The organism is Flavobacterium sp. CHNK8, assembly GCF_019774515.1.
Classification (GTDB): domain Bacteria; phylum Bacteroidota; class Bacteroidia; order Flavobacteriales; family Flavobacteriaceae; genus Flavobacterium; species Flavobacterium tiangeerense.
On record NZ_CP081492.1, the window covers coordinates 3,128,169 to 3,144,617 of the forward strand.

13 protein-coding genes and 1 riboswitch are annotated in these 16,449 nt (G+C 36.2%); of the genes, 5 read left to right on the forward strand and 8 right to left on the reverse strand.

The window, feature by feature from the left end; genetic code table 11:
* Window positions 1-56 precede the first annotated feature (56 nt).
* Window positions 57-500, reverse strand: coding sequence for a nucleoside deaminase (locus tag K5V07_RS13610; RefSeq protein WP_221917914.1), 444 nt, complete (start codon window positions 498-500; stop codon window positions 57-59).
* A gap of 83 nt (window positions 501-583) precedes the next feature.
* On the opposite strand from K5V07_RS13610, the gene K5V07_RS13615 reads away from it, so the two are divergent.
* Both K5V07_RS13615 and K5V07_RS13620 read left to right on the forward strand, forming a co-directional pair.
* Window positions 584-2,365, forward strand: a complete 1,782-nt coding sequence (locus tag K5V07_RS13615; RefSeq protein WP_221917915.1) for a 1-deoxy-D-xylulose-5-phosphate synthase — start codon at window positions 584-586, stop codon at window positions 2,363-2,365.
* A gap of 21 nt (window positions 2,366-2,386) precedes the next feature.
* Window positions 2,387-3,418, forward strand: a complete 1,032-nt coding sequence (locus K5V07_RS13620) for a DUF3078 domain-containing protein (RefSeq protein ID WP_370632503.1) — start codon at window positions 2,387-2,389, stop codon at window positions 3,416-3,418.
* Window positions 3,419-3,421: 3 nt separating this feature from the next.
* Here the strand turns inward: K5V07_RS13620 and K5V07_RS13625 are convergent, their stop codons facing one another.
* Entirely contained in the window at window positions 3,422-4,768 is a 1,347-nt protein-coding gene (locus K5V07_RS13625; protein WP_221918191.1) for a deoxyguanosinetriphosphate triphosphohydrolase, read from the reverse strand.
* A gap of 210 nt (window positions 4,769-4,978) precedes the next feature.
* Window positions 4,979-5,173, forward strand: a riboswitch (cobalamin riboswitch).
* Window positions 5,174-5,359: 186 nt separating this feature from the next.
* Between K5V07_RS13625 and metE the strand changes: the two genes are divergently transcribed.
* Window positions 5,360-7,684 (forward strand): 5-methyltetrahydropteroyltriglutamate--homocysteine S-methyltransferase, encoded by a 2,325-nt coding sequence (gene metE, locus K5V07_RS13630; RefSeq protein ID WP_221917916.1) that lies wholly within the window; start codon window positions 5,360-5,362, stop codon window positions 7,682-7,684.
* 63 nt (window positions 7,685-7,747) lie between these two features.
* Here the strand turns inward: metE and K5V07_RS13635 are convergent, their stop codons facing one another.
* From K5V07_RS13635 to K5V07_RS13650, 4 genes are all read right to left on the reverse strand, one after another.
* Window positions 7,748-8,242 carry an RDD family protein gene (locus K5V07_RS13635; protein WP_221917917.1) on the reverse strand — a complete coding sequence of 165 codons (495 nt, stop codon included), beginning with the start codon at window positions 8,240-8,242 and terminating at the stop codon, window positions 7,748-7,750.
* 389 nt (window positions 8,243-8,631) lie between these two features.
* A complete protein-coding gene (locus K5V07_RS13640) occupies window positions 8,632-11,061 on the reverse strand; it encodes a ribonucleoside-diphosphate reductase subunit alpha (RefSeq protein WP_221917918.1) in 2,430 nt (809 codons plus the stop codon).
* Window positions 11,062-11,319: 258 nt separating this feature from the next.
* Window positions 11,320-12,297 carry a ribonucleotide-diphosphate reductase subunit beta gene (locus tag K5V07_RS13645; RefSeq protein WP_221917919.1) on the reverse strand — a complete coding sequence of 326 codons (978 nt, stop codon included), beginning with the start codon at window positions 12,295-12,297 and terminating at the stop codon, window positions 11,320-11,322.
* Window positions 12,298-12,551: 254 nt separating this feature from the next.
* On the reverse strand, window positions 12,552-13,127 hold the full coding sequence (locus tag K5V07_RS13650; protein ID WP_182649574.1) for a DUF3109 family protein: 576 nt from the start codon (window positions 13,125-13,127) through the stop codon (window positions 12,552-12,554).
* Window positions 13,128-13,314: 187 nt separating this feature from the next.
* On the opposite strand from K5V07_RS13650, the gene K5V07_RS13655 reads away from it, so the two are divergent.
* Together K5V07_RS13655 and K5V07_RS13660 are read left to right on the forward strand one after the other, a co-directional pair.
* The gene (locus tag K5V07_RS13655; protein ID WP_220485203.1) at window positions 13,315-13,890 is read left to right on the forward strand and encodes a MarC family protein; all 576 of its coding nucleotides are present in this window, start codon (window positions 13,315-13,317) and stop codon (window positions 13,888-13,890) included.
* Window positions 13,891-13,988: 98 nt separating this feature from the next.
* Window positions 13,989-14,192: a hypothetical protein gene (locus tag K5V07_RS13660; RefSeq protein WP_144889714.1), complete on the forward strand. Its 204-nt coding sequence runs from the start codon at window positions 13,989-13,991 to the stop codon at window positions 14,190-14,192.
* Window positions 14,193-14,441: 249 nt separating this feature from the next.
* Here the strand turns inward: K5V07_RS13660 and K5V07_RS13665 are convergent, their stop codons facing one another.
* Window positions 14,442-16,016 (reverse strand): S41 family peptidase, encoded by a 1,575-nt coding sequence (locus tag K5V07_RS13665; protein ID WP_221917920.1) that lies wholly within the window; start codon window positions 16,014-16,016, stop codon window positions 14,442-14,444.
* Window positions 16,017-16,448 (reverse strand): dCMP deaminase family protein, encoded by a 432-nt coding sequence (locus tag K5V07_RS13670; RefSeq protein ID WP_144889718.1) that lies wholly within the window; start codon window positions 16,446-16,448, stop codon window positions 16,017-16,019.
* Between the last annotated feature and the right edge of the window lies 1 nt (window position 16,449).

A 16,449-nucleotide genomic window follows, 5' to 3' on the forward strand; every position in this document is an offset into this window, starting at 1 on the left:
GGATTGGCACATAAGGATTTTCACTACTATCTGGGCTAGGGAACATCTTGACTACTCTACTTCCTCCTCACAGCAAAAAATCGTTTCATCAAATCAGCGGCTTCATTGGCCATGATTCCTTGTACAACAGTAGTTTTAGGATGTAGTTTTGTTCCTAGAGTAATAAAACCGCGTTGTTCATCACGAGCGCCAAAAACAATTTTAGAAATTTGGCTCCAATACAAAGCGCCGGCACACATCTGGCAAGGCTCGAGTGTTACATAAAGTGTACAACCTGTTAAATATTTTCCGCCTAGATAATTTGCAGCAGCAGTGATAGATTGCATTTCGGCATGTGCTGTCACATCATGAAGTAATTCGGTTAAATTATGACTTCGAGCAATGACTTTGTTATCAATAACAATTAGGGCTCCAACAGGAATTTCGCCTTTTTCAAAAGCCATTTCAGCTTCCTGCAAAGCTTTTTTCATGAAATATTCGTCGGTGAATGGGTTTATCATATGCTCCCTAACCCCAAAAGGGGAATAATTAAGTTAAATACAAAAATAGAAAACAAAATCGTAAATTTGCTTTTTATAAAACAATGAAAAACAGTTTACTTTCAAACATCAATAACCCAACCGATTTACGCTTGCTTGACGAAGCGCAACTTCCTCAAGTAGCACAAGAATTACGCGATTTTATTATCGATATTGTGGCCGTAAAAGAAGGCCATCTTGGCGCAAGCCTAGGTGTTATTGAATTGACAATTGCCTTGCACTATGTTTTTGACACCCCAAATGATTTATTGATTTGGGATGTAGGCCATCAAGCCTATGGACATAAAATCTTGACCGGCCGAAGAGAAAATTTTCATACCAATCGTCAATTGGGAGGTATTTCTGGTTTCCCAAAAAGAAGCGAGAGCAACTACGACACCTTTGGCGTAGGCCATTCTTCGACTTCTATTTCGGCGGCACTCGGAATGGCAATTGCCTCTAATTTAAAAAGCGATTTCAACAAACATCACATTGCTATTATTGGTGACGCTTCTATTGCCTCAGGAATGGCTTTTGAAGGGTTGAATCACGCGGGAGTTACTGATGCCAATTTACTTGTAATTCTCAATGATAACGCTATTGGGATTGATCCTAGCGTGGGTGCCTTAAAACAATACCTCACTGCTGTAAAAGAGGGGAAAAACCCAAGGCAAAACAACATGATTAAGTCCTTGAACTTTGATTATTCGGGTCCTATTGACGGTCATGATATTTTTGCTGTAATCAAAGAATTAAAGCGTTTGCAAAAAATAAAAGGCCCTAAATTTTTACATTTAATTACCACCAAAGGAAAAGGACTGCAACAAGCCGAAGAGGATCAAGTAAAATACCACGCTCCGGGAAAGTTTGATGCCGCAACTGGAGAAATCATTTCAAAACAAGAAGAAAATTTACCTCCAAAATACCAAGATGTTTTTGGCTTGACTATTTTAGACTTGGCTCGAAAAAACGAAAAGATAATAGGAATCACACCTGCAATGCCCTCTGGTAGTTCGTTGAAATTCATGATGGATGCGTTTCCAGAACGTGCTTTTGATGTAGGTATTGCTGAACAGCATGCAGTAACTTTAGCCGCTGGAATGGCAACACAAGGCATGATTGTTTATTGCAACATTTACTCTACATTTTTACAGAGAGCTTATGACCAAATCATTCATGATGTGGCTTTACAAAATCTTCCAGTAATTTTTTGTTTGGACAGAGCCGGTTTAGTGGGCGAGGATGGCGCTACACATCACGGCGTTTTTGATCTAGCCTACCTGCGTTGCATTCCTAACCTAATTATTTATGCTCCAAGGAATGAAATTGAACTTCAAAATATTTTATATACCGCACAATTGGGACTTGAAAACCCAATCGCAATCAGATATCCGAGAGGTCGGGGTATAATAAATAACTGGCAAGAAAAACATCTGCGTCATTATGATGTTATACCCATTGGCGTAAGCAGCTGTCTTGTATCAGGAACTCGAGTAGCGGTGTTATCAAATGGTACTATTGGAAATAATGTTACTTTGGCTCTAGCCAAAATAATAAAAACAAATACCATTGCCCACTATGATTTTCCTTTTGTAAAACCATTAGACGAAAAAAGTTTACACCAAATTTTTAGTCAATTTGACTCTATCATTACTCTTGAAGACGGTACTGTAAAAGGAGGATTTGGTAGTGCTGTAATTGAATTTGCAGCCATCAATAATTACAAGTCACAGATTACTATTTTAGGAATTCCCGATGAATTTATAGAACATGGAACCGTGACTGAATTACAACAATATTGCAAAATTGACGTTTCTAGTCTTGAAAAACTTTTTTCGAATTATTAATTCCTAAAACCCCTGCTTCAAATGAATTCATTACGATACCTTATATTCTTTGTGTTTGCAATATCACAATTGAGTTTTTCACAAGATACCATTCAAAATAATAAAATGTATTCCCTAGCTCCTGTAACTGCATTAACAAAAACAGATAAGATGGAACGCGTACCGCTTAAAATAAGAACTAAAACACATTTATTGCCTTTTTCGTACTGGAGTAAAAAAAATAGTTTGGGTTTTGATATTTCCGAAGTAGCCTTTGTAAACTGGTCTGCTGGGGGAACAAGCTCGATATCTGGACTACTTAAAGGTAAATTTCATAGAAATTATGCCCGTGATAACTACAACTGGTCAAATGAACTCATTATAAAATATGGCTTAAACAAACAAGATGGTGTGGCCATCCGAAAAACGGAGGATGCTATTCAGCTGAATTCTACTTTTGGATATCGTAGAGACACGCTCTCAAATTGGTTTCATTCTGCAAAATTTAATTTTAATACTCAATTTACAAATGGTTTTGCTTATCCAAATACCGAAAATGCCATATCAAAACCGTTCGCTCCAGCGTATATCTTTATGGGAATAGGAGCCGAAAATATTGATAAAGAAAAAAAGAGAACTCTTTACATCTCTCCATTTACTTTTAAAACCACCCTTGTTCTTGATCAAAGATTAGCAAACCAAGGTGCTTTTGGGGTTGCGAAAGCTACCTATGACGTAAATGGAAATTTAATTACTGAAGGAGAGAGAGCTAAGATGGAATTGGGTTTTCTGATTACCAATAAATACAAAAAAGAGGTATTTAAAAACATCAATTTAGAAAACAGACTAACCCTATACTCCGATTACATCAATCGTTTTGGCAATATCGATATAGATTGTGATCTACAAGTTGAACTCGTGGTTAATCAATATGTAAAAGCAAATATTGGTGCTCACGTAATTTATGATGACGATATCAAATCGAAACGAGAAATTGAAGGAATACAAGTCACCGAGGGTCCTAAAACACAACTCAGACAAGCTATTGGAGTAGGAATTGAATATGCATTTTAATTTTTAATCTCTTTTCTTTCCGTTTATCGTTTCAAACAACTCTAACGCATTCCCATCTGTCAACAACGAAATAAAATGACAAATATGTAACAATCGACCGTACAAATCATCTTTTTCTAATTGATGCTTTTCTGGCAACATTTTTAAAATTAAGGTATCATAATTAGAAGCGACGCCATTATAATTATTGTCAAATGCGGTAATAAATTTATCCAATAAGGTTTGTATAATTTGATAGCCTACAATTTCTTTTTCGATCACTTCACGACTTTGATAGATTTTCTCGACACTAATTTTGATAATATCATCCATCTGGGCTTTGTATTTGCTTTTATCCATCAAGGCATAAGGAAATTTTCCTTGCAAAATGAGCTCTTCGTTTTCAACAAAAACTTTAACGGCATCGTTGATTAAGCTTCCTATTGCTAAGGCACGCAAATAGCTAATTCGGTCTTCTTTAGTTTCAAGTGTTTTGTACTTGGAAGTATCAATACTGTCTTTTACTAATTTTATAAGGTATTCCAATGCAAAATCCTCCGAAACCAAACCTAGATTCATTCCGTCTTCAAAATCGATGATAGTGTAACAAATATCATCTGCCGCCTCAACAAGATAGGCCAAAGGATGGCGTTCAAAACCTATATCTAAACCTAATTTATTGGGAATTAAACCCATATCTTGCGCTACTTCTTCAAAAAAAGCTTTGTCTGTTTGAAAAAAACCATATTTTTTATCGGCGATATTTTTAGTTGGTTTTTTAGGCAGACTCTCTTTAGGATATTTCATAAAAGCACCCAGAGTAGCATACGAAATACGAAGTCCTCCTTCAATACCTGGACGGCTTGCAGTAAGTACTGAAAAACCATTAGCATTACCTTCAAAATCAATTAAATCTTGCCACTCTTTTGCGGTAAGTTGGTCTTTGTATTTTTGTCCGTTTCCTATCGAAAAATACTCTCCTATGGCTTTTTCACCCGAATGTCCAAAAGGTGGATTCCCAATATCGTGCGCCAATGATGCTGCAGCTACAATTGCCCCAAAATCATTCATGTGATAACCGTGTACTTCTTTTAAATGCGGGTATTTTTCGATAATTTTTTTTCCTACCAAACGCCCCAAAGAACGCCCAACAACGGAAACTTCAAGACTATGTGTTAATCTGGTATGTACAAAATCAGTTTTGGATAACGGAATAACTTGTGTTTTATCTTGCAAACTTCTAAACGCCGAAGAAAAAATGATTCGATCATAATCTACTTCAAAACCCAAACGGGTATCGTCTTGTTCTACACGCAATCGTTTGCCTTTGTCGCCTTGACGTTTAAGTGATAAAAGTTGTTCCCAGTTCATCATTACTTTTTAAAATTTATTTCCAAAGATAGCAGAAATAGATACATTATCAAGTGAAATAAGGTTAGGTATAACTTATTCACCTGAAAAATATAAAGTATAGAATCCTAGTAATGCAATGTACTAAAAATAACAAATTAATAAACTTATCGAAAAAAAAATCAAAGGATTAGTATTACTTTAGCGCCCTATTTAAGTTCTTAATTTATTTCTTCATCAACCGATAAGGGTTTTACTTAACTGTAGATTAATAGGGAATCGTGTGTAAATCACGAACTGTCGCGCAACTGTAAGTAACACAAAAAGTTTTTATCTGAGAAAAAATCCACTGTATGCCAATGGCAAATGGGAAGGATGATAAAAATGTTACAAGTCAGGAGACCTGCCTTTTATCGAATTGACAATGCTTTCGCGATTTGAAGCAATAGTCAGGTATGGTGCGTTCTGAACACAATAAGCATAACTATTTATGCCTTATTGTGCATTTCTCTTTTGTAACGTATTCTCCTTTCTTCTTTTCATTTCTAACAAACATTTTGAAATGCATCAAGAGCTTTTAACTGATTTATTCATCATTTAAAAAGCAACAACATGCTAACAAACAATCTTGGCTATCCGCGAATTGGTAGCAACAGAGAATTAAAAAAAGCCTGCGAATCCTACTGGGCAGGAAAAATTTCAGTAGACGAGCTTTTGGTTGTAGGCGCAACTATCCGCAAGGAAAACTGGCAATTACAAGTCGAGGCTGGAATCGATTTAATCCCTTCTAACGATTTTTCGTTTTACGATCAAATACTGGATCTATCACTTACATTAGGCGTTATTCCTAAACGTTATCAAGAATTAGCCAAAACAAACTCTATTACCGATTTGTATTTTGCCATGGCCAGAGGTTCACAAAAAGAGGGACTAGATGTAGTTGCTATGGAAATGACTAAATGGTTTGACACCAATTACCATTATATCGTACCCGAATTCACAAAAGATCAAGAATTCAAGTTATTCTCCGAAAAAATAATCGACGAATTCAAAGAAGCTACTGCTTTAGGAATTACTACAAAACCAGTGCTTATAGGTCCTGTTACCTATTTACTTCTTGGAAAAGAAAAAGAAGAAGGTTTTCACAGAATTGATTTAATCGATAAATTGCTACCCGTATATTTTGAAATTCTTAAAAAATTAGAAGCTGAAAACGTGGAATGGATTCAATTTGACGAACCATTTTTGGCTTTGAATCTAACAGATAAAGAACGAAGTGCCATCACTTATGTATATACCGAAATCAACAAACGCTTTCCTAAAATCAAACTGATTCTTGCTAATTATTTTGATTGTTTTGGAGAAAATCTTGAAACTGTACTCGCATTACCTGTCCATACTTTGCATTTAGACTTGGTGCGTTGTCACTCTCAATTAGATGACATTCTGGAATCAGGACAATTATCAGCCAATGTAAATCTTTCGCTTGGTATTGTAGACGGAAGAAATATTTGGAAAAATGATTTCAAAAAATCTTTAGCGCTTATCAAAAAAGCCACAGATGCACTTGGTGAAAACAGGATATTAATCGCTCCGTCTTGTTCTTTGATTCACAGTCCTTGCGATTTGGAGTTAGAAACCAACAACGCAACACTAACACCCGAAATTAAACAATGGCTGGCTTTTGCCAAACAAAAAACAGAGGAAATAGTACTGCTTAAATATTTCGCCTCAAATGAAATAGACGTTAGTAATTCTGTCCGTTTTCAAGAAAACACGATTGCTAATGAAAACCGAAAAACATCAAAATTGATTCATAATGATGCGGTAAAAAATCGAGTTGCAAGCATTACTCAAGGCGATGATCAAAGACAAAATCCGTTTTCAGTTCGTAGAGAAAAACAAACAGACGTATTGGATCTTCCATTATTTCCTACTACCACTATTGGTTCTTTCCCACAAACTGCCGAAGTGCGCAGCTGGAGAGCGAAGTTCAAAAAAGGCGAACTAAATCAACAACAATACGATGATTTACTCCAAAAAGAGATTCAAGAAACGATTCGTTTTCAAGAAGAAACCGGTATTGATGTGCTAGTTCATGGAGAATTTGAACGCAATGACATGGTAGAATATTTTGGAGAACAACTCGACGGATTTACGTTTACCAAAAACGGTTGGGTACAAAGTTACGGAAGCCGTTGTGTGAAACCCCCAGTTATTTATGGCGATGTTTCGCGTCCAAATGCAATGACTGTAAAATGGTCAGCTTACGCTCAATCCCTTACACCAAAATGGGTTAAAGGAATGCTAACCGGCCCCGTAACTATTTTGCAATGGTCCTTTGTTCGTAATGACCAACCACGATCCGAAACCTGTACTCAAATTGCATTGGCGATTAGAGATGAGGTAGTCGATTTAGAAAACGCAGGAATTAAGATTATTCAAATAGACGAACCGGCTATTCGAGAGGGATTGCCTTTGCGCAAAGAAGAATGGGCAACGTATTTGGATTGGGCGGTTAAAGCATTTAGAATTTCGGCAAGTGGCGTAAAAGATGACACACAGATTCATACGCACATGTGCTACAGCGAATTCAACGATATCATCCAGAATATAGCCGACATGGATGCGGATGTAATTACCATAGAGTGCTCGCGTTCACAAATGGATTTACTGGATGCTTTTGCTGATTTTAATTATCCAAACGAAATCGGTCCAGGCGTATATGATATTCACTCACCTCGCGTTCCTTCGAGTACCGAAATGGTGCAATTATTAGAAAAAGCTTCGGCTGTAATCCCTATTGACCAACTGTGGGTAAACCCAGATTGTGGTTTAAAAACCCGTCATTGGGAAGAAACCAAAAAGGCCTTAATCGAAATGGTAGCGGCAGCACAAGAAATGAGAATTACAGTAAATAATACTGTAACGGTTTAATTGAATTTAAAAAACCCAGTAGATTTAAAATCTACTGGGTTTACTTTTTATGAGAAACTAATATCAAACTGCTCTTTGGTCAGATGGATTGAACCAGCTCGCTTTTGCTAAAAATTCATGCTTATTGACCACATAGGTAACGGATAGTGTATCGTGCCAACCTCGTGAATCGCTGTTTAAAAAGGAAAATATTTCAACAGGAATGAATCGCACTAAGGTTCTAATGAGTATACTTTTTAGGTTTGGTTTGCTGCCATTAGGTTTTACAACAAGTGTTTTAGTAAAGTACTTCCCAAAAGTTCTAGACAAATAGAACTCCATAATGAAATAGTAAAAAAACATCACTATCATCCCAAACAAGGCGTTTTCTGTGGGTGATAAATTGATAATCCAATCTGCTACTTGATAATTCCCAGTTACAACTCCTATCCCGTTAATGAGTGCTCCAATGGCGATGGTGAACAAGTAAACAATAAACAAATCAATGAGCAAGTTTAAAAATCGCTTGGTTCTGGACGCTAACAAATCCGCCGAAATAGTTAATGCTGTAGTTTCCATTTTTATTTTTTTTAGGGTATTTTGCTACTTCGTAAAGTAATGTAGCAGTCTTGTAGTTATTTGCATCTTGCATATCTACAAAGTTACACCCACCTACGACTCCTGGAGTTACACTATTTTAGGAGAGTGTTTCGAAATTCGCACTTTAACGTTCTACAACCAATCCTTTTGCGCACCTGCAACTCAGTATACGTATCACTGTAACTAGTAAATTCCTTTTCAAAACCGTCAATTCCTAGCCCTGATAGCAGTGGAAATCCTTATAAGCCGGTCCCGAAACCTCGGGATGGCGTATAAGATTGTAACGAATAGCAGGAAATAGCTCCAAAAAAAAACAGCTACCAAAAATGATAGCTGTTTTTATGAATATTAAATATTCTTTTTTTTATTTACGATCCACACATTTCACAATCTTCTGGACCAGCATTTTTGGCTAGTTCGATCATGGCTCTATATTCTTCAGGGCTCATTTCTACAGGTTCGTTTAAAACAGCAATACTTTGCAAACGCTCTTGCACTGGAGCTTGTTTTACCTCAATAGGTTCTGCTTTTTTATCGTTGTTTAATGTAAACTTAATAGCATCAACGGCAGCTTTTGTTCTTAAATAATACATTCCGGTTTTAAGACCTGATTGCCAAGCATAAAAGTGCATGGAAGTTAATTTAGCATAATTAGCATTTTGCATGAACAAGTTCAACGATTGCGACTGATCTACAAAATACCCGCGCTGGCGAGACATATCAATAATATCTTTCATAGACATTTCCCAAACGGTTTTGTACAATTCTTTCAAATCCTGAGGAATATCAAGCGCTTGAACGGATCCGTTGTTACGCATTAACTCTTGTTTCAGGGTTTCGTTCCACAAACCACGCTCTACTAAATCGTGAAGCAAGTGTTTGTTTACCACAATAAACTCACCCGAAAGTACACGTCTGGTGTAGATATTTGAAGTATACGGTTCGAATGCTTCGTTGTTACCCAAAATTTGAGATGTAGATGCGGTTGGCATTGGCGCTACCAATAAAGAGTTACGAACACCGTGCTCCATTACTTCTTTACGAAGCGAAGCCCAATCCCAACGTCCTGATAAATCAGCATCGGTTAATCCCCATAAATTGTATTGGAATTCCCCTTGTGAAATTGGCGATCCAGCAAAACTTGAATACGGTCCTTCTTCTTTAGCCATTTCCATCGATGCTGTTACGGCTGCAAAGTACATGGTTTCAAAAATTTCTTGATTCAGTTTTTTAGCTTCGTCACTTGTAAACGGCAAACGCAGCATGATAAATGCATCTGCAAGTCCTTGCACACCAAGACCAATTGGACGGTGGCGTTTATTAGAGTTTTCTCCTTCTTTAACCGGATAATAATTTCTATCAATTACTTTATTTAGGTTGCGCGTTACACGCTTAGTTACCGTATAAAACAAATCGTGATTGAACGCTCCGTTTTCAACAAACATTGGCAATGACAACGAAGCCAAGTTACATACAGCAATTTCATCTTTTGAAGTAAACTCCATAATCTCAGTACACAAATTCGACGAGCGAATAGTACCTAGATTTTTTTGGTTCGATTTGCGGTTGGCTGCATCTTTGTACAACATGTAAGGTGTTCCAGTCTCAATTTGAGACTCTAGGATTTTCTCCCACAATTCATGCGCTTTGATGGTTTTTCTACCTTTACCTGCTTTTTCATAATCAGTGTACATTTTTTCGAACTCTTCTCCATGAACGTCATACAATCCTGGACATTCGTTCGGACACATAAGAGTCCACAATCCATCTTCTTGCACACGTTTCATGAATAAATCCGAAGTCCACATCGCAAAAAACAAATCTCTTGCACGCATTTCTTCTTTTCCGGTATTCTTTTTCAAGTCAAGGAAATCAAAGATATCAGCATGCCAAGTTTCTATATAAATGGCAAAACTTCCTTTACGCTTTCCACCACCTTGATCTACGTAACGAGCCGTATCATTAAACACACGCAACATCGGTACAATTCCGTTTGAAGTTCCGTTTGTTCCACGAATGTACGATCCTGTAGCTCTCACGTTGTGAATTGAAAGTCCAATTCCTCCTGCTGATTGCGAAATTTTAGCCGTTTGTTTCAACGTATCATAAATCCCATCAATACTGTCATCTTGCATTGCCAAAAGGAAACAACTTGACATTTGAGGTTTTGGCGTACCCGCATTAAATAAGGTAGGCGTAGCGTGAGTAAAGAATTTTTTCGACATTAAGTCGTAGGTTTCAATAACCGATTTCAAATCATCTAAGTGAATCCCAACCGATACACGCATCAACATATGCTGCGGACGCTCTACAATTTTACCGTTTATTTTAAGCAAATATGATCTTTCTAGTGTTTTAAAACCAAAATAATCGTAGTTGAAATCTCTGTTGTATATAATGTGCGAGTCTAAAAACTCTGAATTTTCCATAATCACTTTATGTACTTCCTCAGACAATAATGGAGCGTATTGCCCATTTCTTGGGTTTACATAATGAAACATATCATTCATCGTCTCAGAGAATGATTTCTTAGTATTCGAATGTAAATTTGAGATCGCAATACGAGCGGCCAACTGTGCGTAATCTGGGTGCGCAATAGTCATTGAGGCAGCTGTTTCGGCAGCAAGATTATCTAATTCTGATGTTGAAACCCCATCATAAAGCCCTTCAATAACACGCATTGCTACTTTTACAGCATCTACTAAATCATTCAAACCATAGCATAGTTTTTTAATTCTATCTGTGATTTTGTCAAACATCACTGGCTCTTTGTGCCCGTCTCTTTTTACTACGTACATACTTTTTCTTTTTTTTAAAACAGAAAATCCCTTCGCTGTTTTTAGTTATTTGTTTATTATTTCGCAGCATGACCACCACAACTTTTGTGGCAGCAACTACTATTGGTGGGTACTGATTTGGCATAAAGTTCAGTTTCTTTATTTTCGGGAGCTGATCCCGCTGTCATTCCAATCTTTTTAGTCCTGAGAAAAATCAGGACTAAAAAGGATTTTCCCTTCCATCGGGGCTAGGAAGGTAGTAGGTATGGTCAAAACCGATTAAAAATCAGCGTCGAATGTTATTTTTTGTGATTCTTCATCGGTGTTCATCACACCTGCTTTTTGGTATTCAGCCACTTTTTTCTCAAAGAAGTTGGTTTTTCCTTGCAATGAAATCATGTCCATAAAATCAAAAGGATTAGCCGTATTGTATTCTCTGTCACAACCTAATTCTACTAACAAACGATCTGCAACAAACTCCAAGTACTGTGTCATCAAACCTGCGTTCATCCCAATTAAAGATACTGGTAAAGACTCAGTGATAAACTCTCTTTCAATATTCAAAGCATCCACAATAATTTCTCTAATTCTTTCTTTAGGTACTTTGTTAATCAAGTGGTGGTTGTGCAAGTGTACCGCAAAATCACAGTGAACTCCTTCGTCACGAGAAATCAACTCGTTCGAAAAGGTAAGTCCTGGCATTAAGCCACGTTTTTTCAACCAGTAAATAGAACAAAATGCACCTGAGAAAAAGATACCTTCAACAGCTGCAAAAGCAATCAAACGCTCCGCAAACGAATCTGATTCAATCCATTTCAAAGCCCAGTCTGCTTTTTTCTTAATAGCAGGAAAAACTTCAAGTGCATTGAACAACTCGTCTTTCTCCGCTTCGTCTTTCACGTAAGTATCAATCAATAACGAATAGGTTTCGCTGTGAATGTTTTCCATCATGATTTGAAAGCCATAAAAAAACTTTGCCTCAGCATACTGTACCTCATTTACAAAATTTTCTGCTAAATTTTCGTTTACAATCCCATCTGAAGCAGCAAAAAATGCTAAAATATGCTTCACAAAATAACGCTCTTCATCAGAAAGTTTGTTATTCCAATCATTTAAATCCTGCGATAAATCAATTTCCTCAGCAGTCCAAAAACTAGCTTCCATTTTCTTGTACCATTCCCAAATATCATGGTGCTTGATAGGAAAAATTACAAAGCGATTTTTGTTTTCTTGTAAAATAGGTTCCACTTGTGTCATTGTATTGTTTTATTTTGTTGTGATTTTAACGAAATTCTATTCGATCTGAGGATTACAAAGGTTGTGAAATATTGCTGGATTTAAAAGCCAAACTTATTCACAATCGGCCCTAGTTTTTAACAACGAAAAGAAAAATTATCGTTTATAGCTTTATTTGTAAAAATTTGAATATCAATATATTGTATTTTACAAAACGGCGTTAGCCACTGTAAAATATAGGGTTTAAGAAATTAAAATTGTGGGGTAGTTTTGTGCTATTTTGAATTGTTTAAGTGCTCTTGAGCAACAGTCTCTAACTCTGCATACCAGTCTTCACCAAACTTGCGAACCAAAGCTTCTTTTACGAACTTATAAACAGGCACTTCTAGTTCTTGTCCTAACGAACAGGCTGCATCACAAATGTCCCATTTGTCATAATTTACAGCTGCAAACTCTGTAAAATCTTTTACCCGAACTGGGTATAAATGACACGAAACAGGTTTTTTCCAGTCGATGATACCTTGATTATAGGCTTGCTCAATACCACATAAAGCAGTTTTGCCGTCAAAGATGACATAAGCACAATCTTTATTGTCAATAAGAGGTGTTTCCAGTTCACCATCTGTTCCAGTTACCCAAGTTCCCTGCGCTTCAATAGCCGCAATACCTTGCTTGCGCAAAAAAGGTTTTACTTTTGGATAAATAGACTCCAGGATTTTTGTTTCTTCCTCGCTTAATGGCGCACCAGCGTCACCATCTACACAACAAGCTCCCTTGCAGGCAGTTAGATTGCAAACAAAATCTTTTTCGAGTAAGTCTTCTGAGACGATGGTTTTTCCTAGTTGAAACATGCTGCAAAGGTATTCAAAGAAATTTAAAAATGAAGCACTGAAAATCAAAAAAAAGAATTTGGCAAAAACGGAAGGCTTGACTTCTACTTTATAATTCAAAATATTTTTAACTTGACCTTAAAATAATACAAGATTGAACCCGCTAACCATCAAAAATGAATACTTTTGCATCATTAAAACCAATATTATGCAGCTAGACATAAGAGAAATAATTACCGTGAGCATGGTTCTTTTTGCCGTAATTGACATTGTGGGATCTATCCCGATCATTGTAGATCTTCGTGCTAAACACGGTCACATCGAATCTGAGAAAGCCTCCATCGTAGCAGGAGTCATTATGATTGTTTTCCTTTTTGCGGGAGAAGAACTTTTAAAGTTAATTGGAATCGATGTCAATTCATTTGCAGTTGCAGGTTCTTTTGTTCTTTTTTTCCTAGCCTTAGAAATGATATTAGGTATTCGTATTTATCGTGACGAAGAAGCGAGTTCAGCATCTATTGTTCCGCTGGCCTTTCCTTTGATTGCTGGAGCAGGAACCATGACTACCTTACTTTCCTTACGTTCGCAGTTTTTTACTATTAATATTGTCATAGCCATATTCCTGAACATTATTTTAGTATATATTGTACTAAAATCGTCTTCTAAAATTGAAAAGATGTTAGGAGAAAACGGACTTGGAGTGATCCGCAAGACTTTTGGAGTAGTATTATTAGCAATTGCTGTTAAATTATTTGCTGCTAATGTTAAAGGTTTGTTTCTTTAATATAAAATTTAATAATTTTACAGCCTAATTTTAATTGGTCACATAGAATTTACTTCTATCTTTTTCAGTACACTAAGATTTAAACAACAAACTCATTTATGAAAATTTTCACTAACATACTGGTATTTTTGGCACTTGCTTTAATCGTCTTTAATGTTACATTACTAGATTTTAAAAACCCATTTCAGGGAGAAAGCATCGTTGCGTTTATTGGTATTGCAGCCTCATTATGTGCTGTATTAATTCTTCTTATTTTTAGAGTTTCCAAAAAGATTGAAGAAAAATCAAACACAAATTCCTAAGACAATAAAGTTAATTTTGAAATACATTAAAGGATGCGCTTGATTTTTAGCACATCCTTTTTTTGGATAAAGAAATTTCTCATTTCCTTTTAGGTTCTCCTATTAGCAAACCTAAATCTCCAATTATTTAAATTAATTTATAATCGATTTGATTATCATTCGATTACAAATTAAAGGAGTAATAAAACCAACCTTATCTTAATATAGCTTGTAAGTAGGATTTTCATTTAAAACACTACTAGTTTTAAATCATTTTAATTTTAATGCTTCTTTAAGCATAGAATCTTCTTTAAGAATAACTTCATAATATTTGTTCTCTCCAAACAACTGTCTTGCGTACTCTGCAGTAAGAAATCTTTTGACTAGGGATTTGCTTTTAGAAAATTGAATATCGAGACCGTTATCAAGAATGAATTTTTGAAACTTATTAAAATAATAATCCGAAGTGCTAATTTTTTCTTGTAGCGCTTTATAAGCAAGACCTTTGAACTCTTTTTTATGAGAGTCTAAATCCTCAAAAACATAATTCCCCACGATGCCAGACTGCAGTAAATACCCTGTACTTTGACTGCTATGTTCTACCTCAATAGGCACAAAAACATCAGGAACAATACCGCCACCGCCATATACTATCCTTCCTTTTTTAGTTTTGTATTTTAGAGTATCTGCTATTTTAATACTGTCTTTATCATACAACTCTCCATTTTCAAAACGGGTTTCTGACTCTTTAAAATATTCCTCCTTACCTTTTGTATACGGTTTTTGAATGGATCGTCCCGAAGGAGTGTAGTAGCGCGCTATAGTAAGACGCACCGATGACCCATCTGCAAAAGGCATTTCTCGCTGCACTAGACCTTTCCCAAAAGAACGTCGACCCACGATACTACCTCTATCGTTGTCCTGAATGGCGCCTGCAAGAATTTCACTGGCCGATGCGCTATTTTCATTGATAAGAACAGTCAGTTTTCCTTTTTCGAATTGACCGTTTGCTGTTGCAAAAGTTTTGATCACTTTTCCGTTCTTGTTTTTGGTAAAAACAATAAGTTGCTTGTCAGATAGCAATTCATCCGTTATCGCAATCGCCTCTTCCATATAACCGCCTCCATTATCCCGAACGTCAATAACTAAGGACTTTGCTCCTTGTTTTTTGAGTTTTCCTAAACCTTTCATAAATTCAGTATAAGTGGTCTCTGAAAATCTATTTATTTTAATATACCCTGTAGATGGATTGATTAGCATAGCCACATCAATACTGTTTAAAGGAATTACATCTCTTTTTATTTTAAATTTTAGTTTTTGTTTGGTGCTTTTTCTATAAACGGTGAGCTCTACAGAGGAACCAACCGTTCCTTTGAGTTGAGAAAACAAGCTATCAGAAGGGAGTTTTCTACCATAAAGCTTTGTCTTTCCGGCATATAAAATTCTGTCTCCTGCTTGAATTCCAGCTTTTGCCGAAGGACCATTTTCAACCGGTTTTATTACCGCAACAGAATCCTTAAACATGTAAAAATTCACTCCTATTCCCACAAAATTTCCTTGCATACTTTCAACCACTTCTTGCTGGTCACTAGACGAAATGTATACCGAATGTGGATCAAGTTGTGCGAGAATATTATCAACGGTAAGATTCACTATAGAATCTGTATTTACAGCATCAACATATTCATCATCAATAAAATCAATGAGTTTATTTAGTTTGTTTTTGGCATTATTTTTCCCAATTAAACCTGATGCATTGGGGAAATTCAATAATCCGCCAAGTAGCACACCAATAGCCAGTGTAGCAAATATAATAAGAGGCAAATATTTTGTATTGAATTTCATTTATTCTTCCATTATTGGTATGTGTTCCACCTCTACGCCTGCTTTTATTAAAAACTGAATTCCAGAATCATCACGATAACCAGAATGATACACTACTCTTTTTATACCCGACTGGTGAATTAACTTACTGCATTCTTTGCATGGGGAAAGTGTAATGTACAATGTAGCACCCTCACATGATTGCGTAGAACGCGCTACTTTTAAAATAGCATTGGCTTCGGCATGCAAAACATCCCAGCGGGTAAGTCCTTCATCATCTTCACAACAATTATCAAAACCACTTGGTGTACCATTGTATCCATCAGAAATGATCATTCGATCCCGCACAATGATGGCTCCTACTTTTTTTCGTTGGCAATAGGATAGTAAACTCCATTCTTTTGCAATTCGCAAATAGGCTTTGTCGTATTTATTTAATTTTTTTTCACTCATT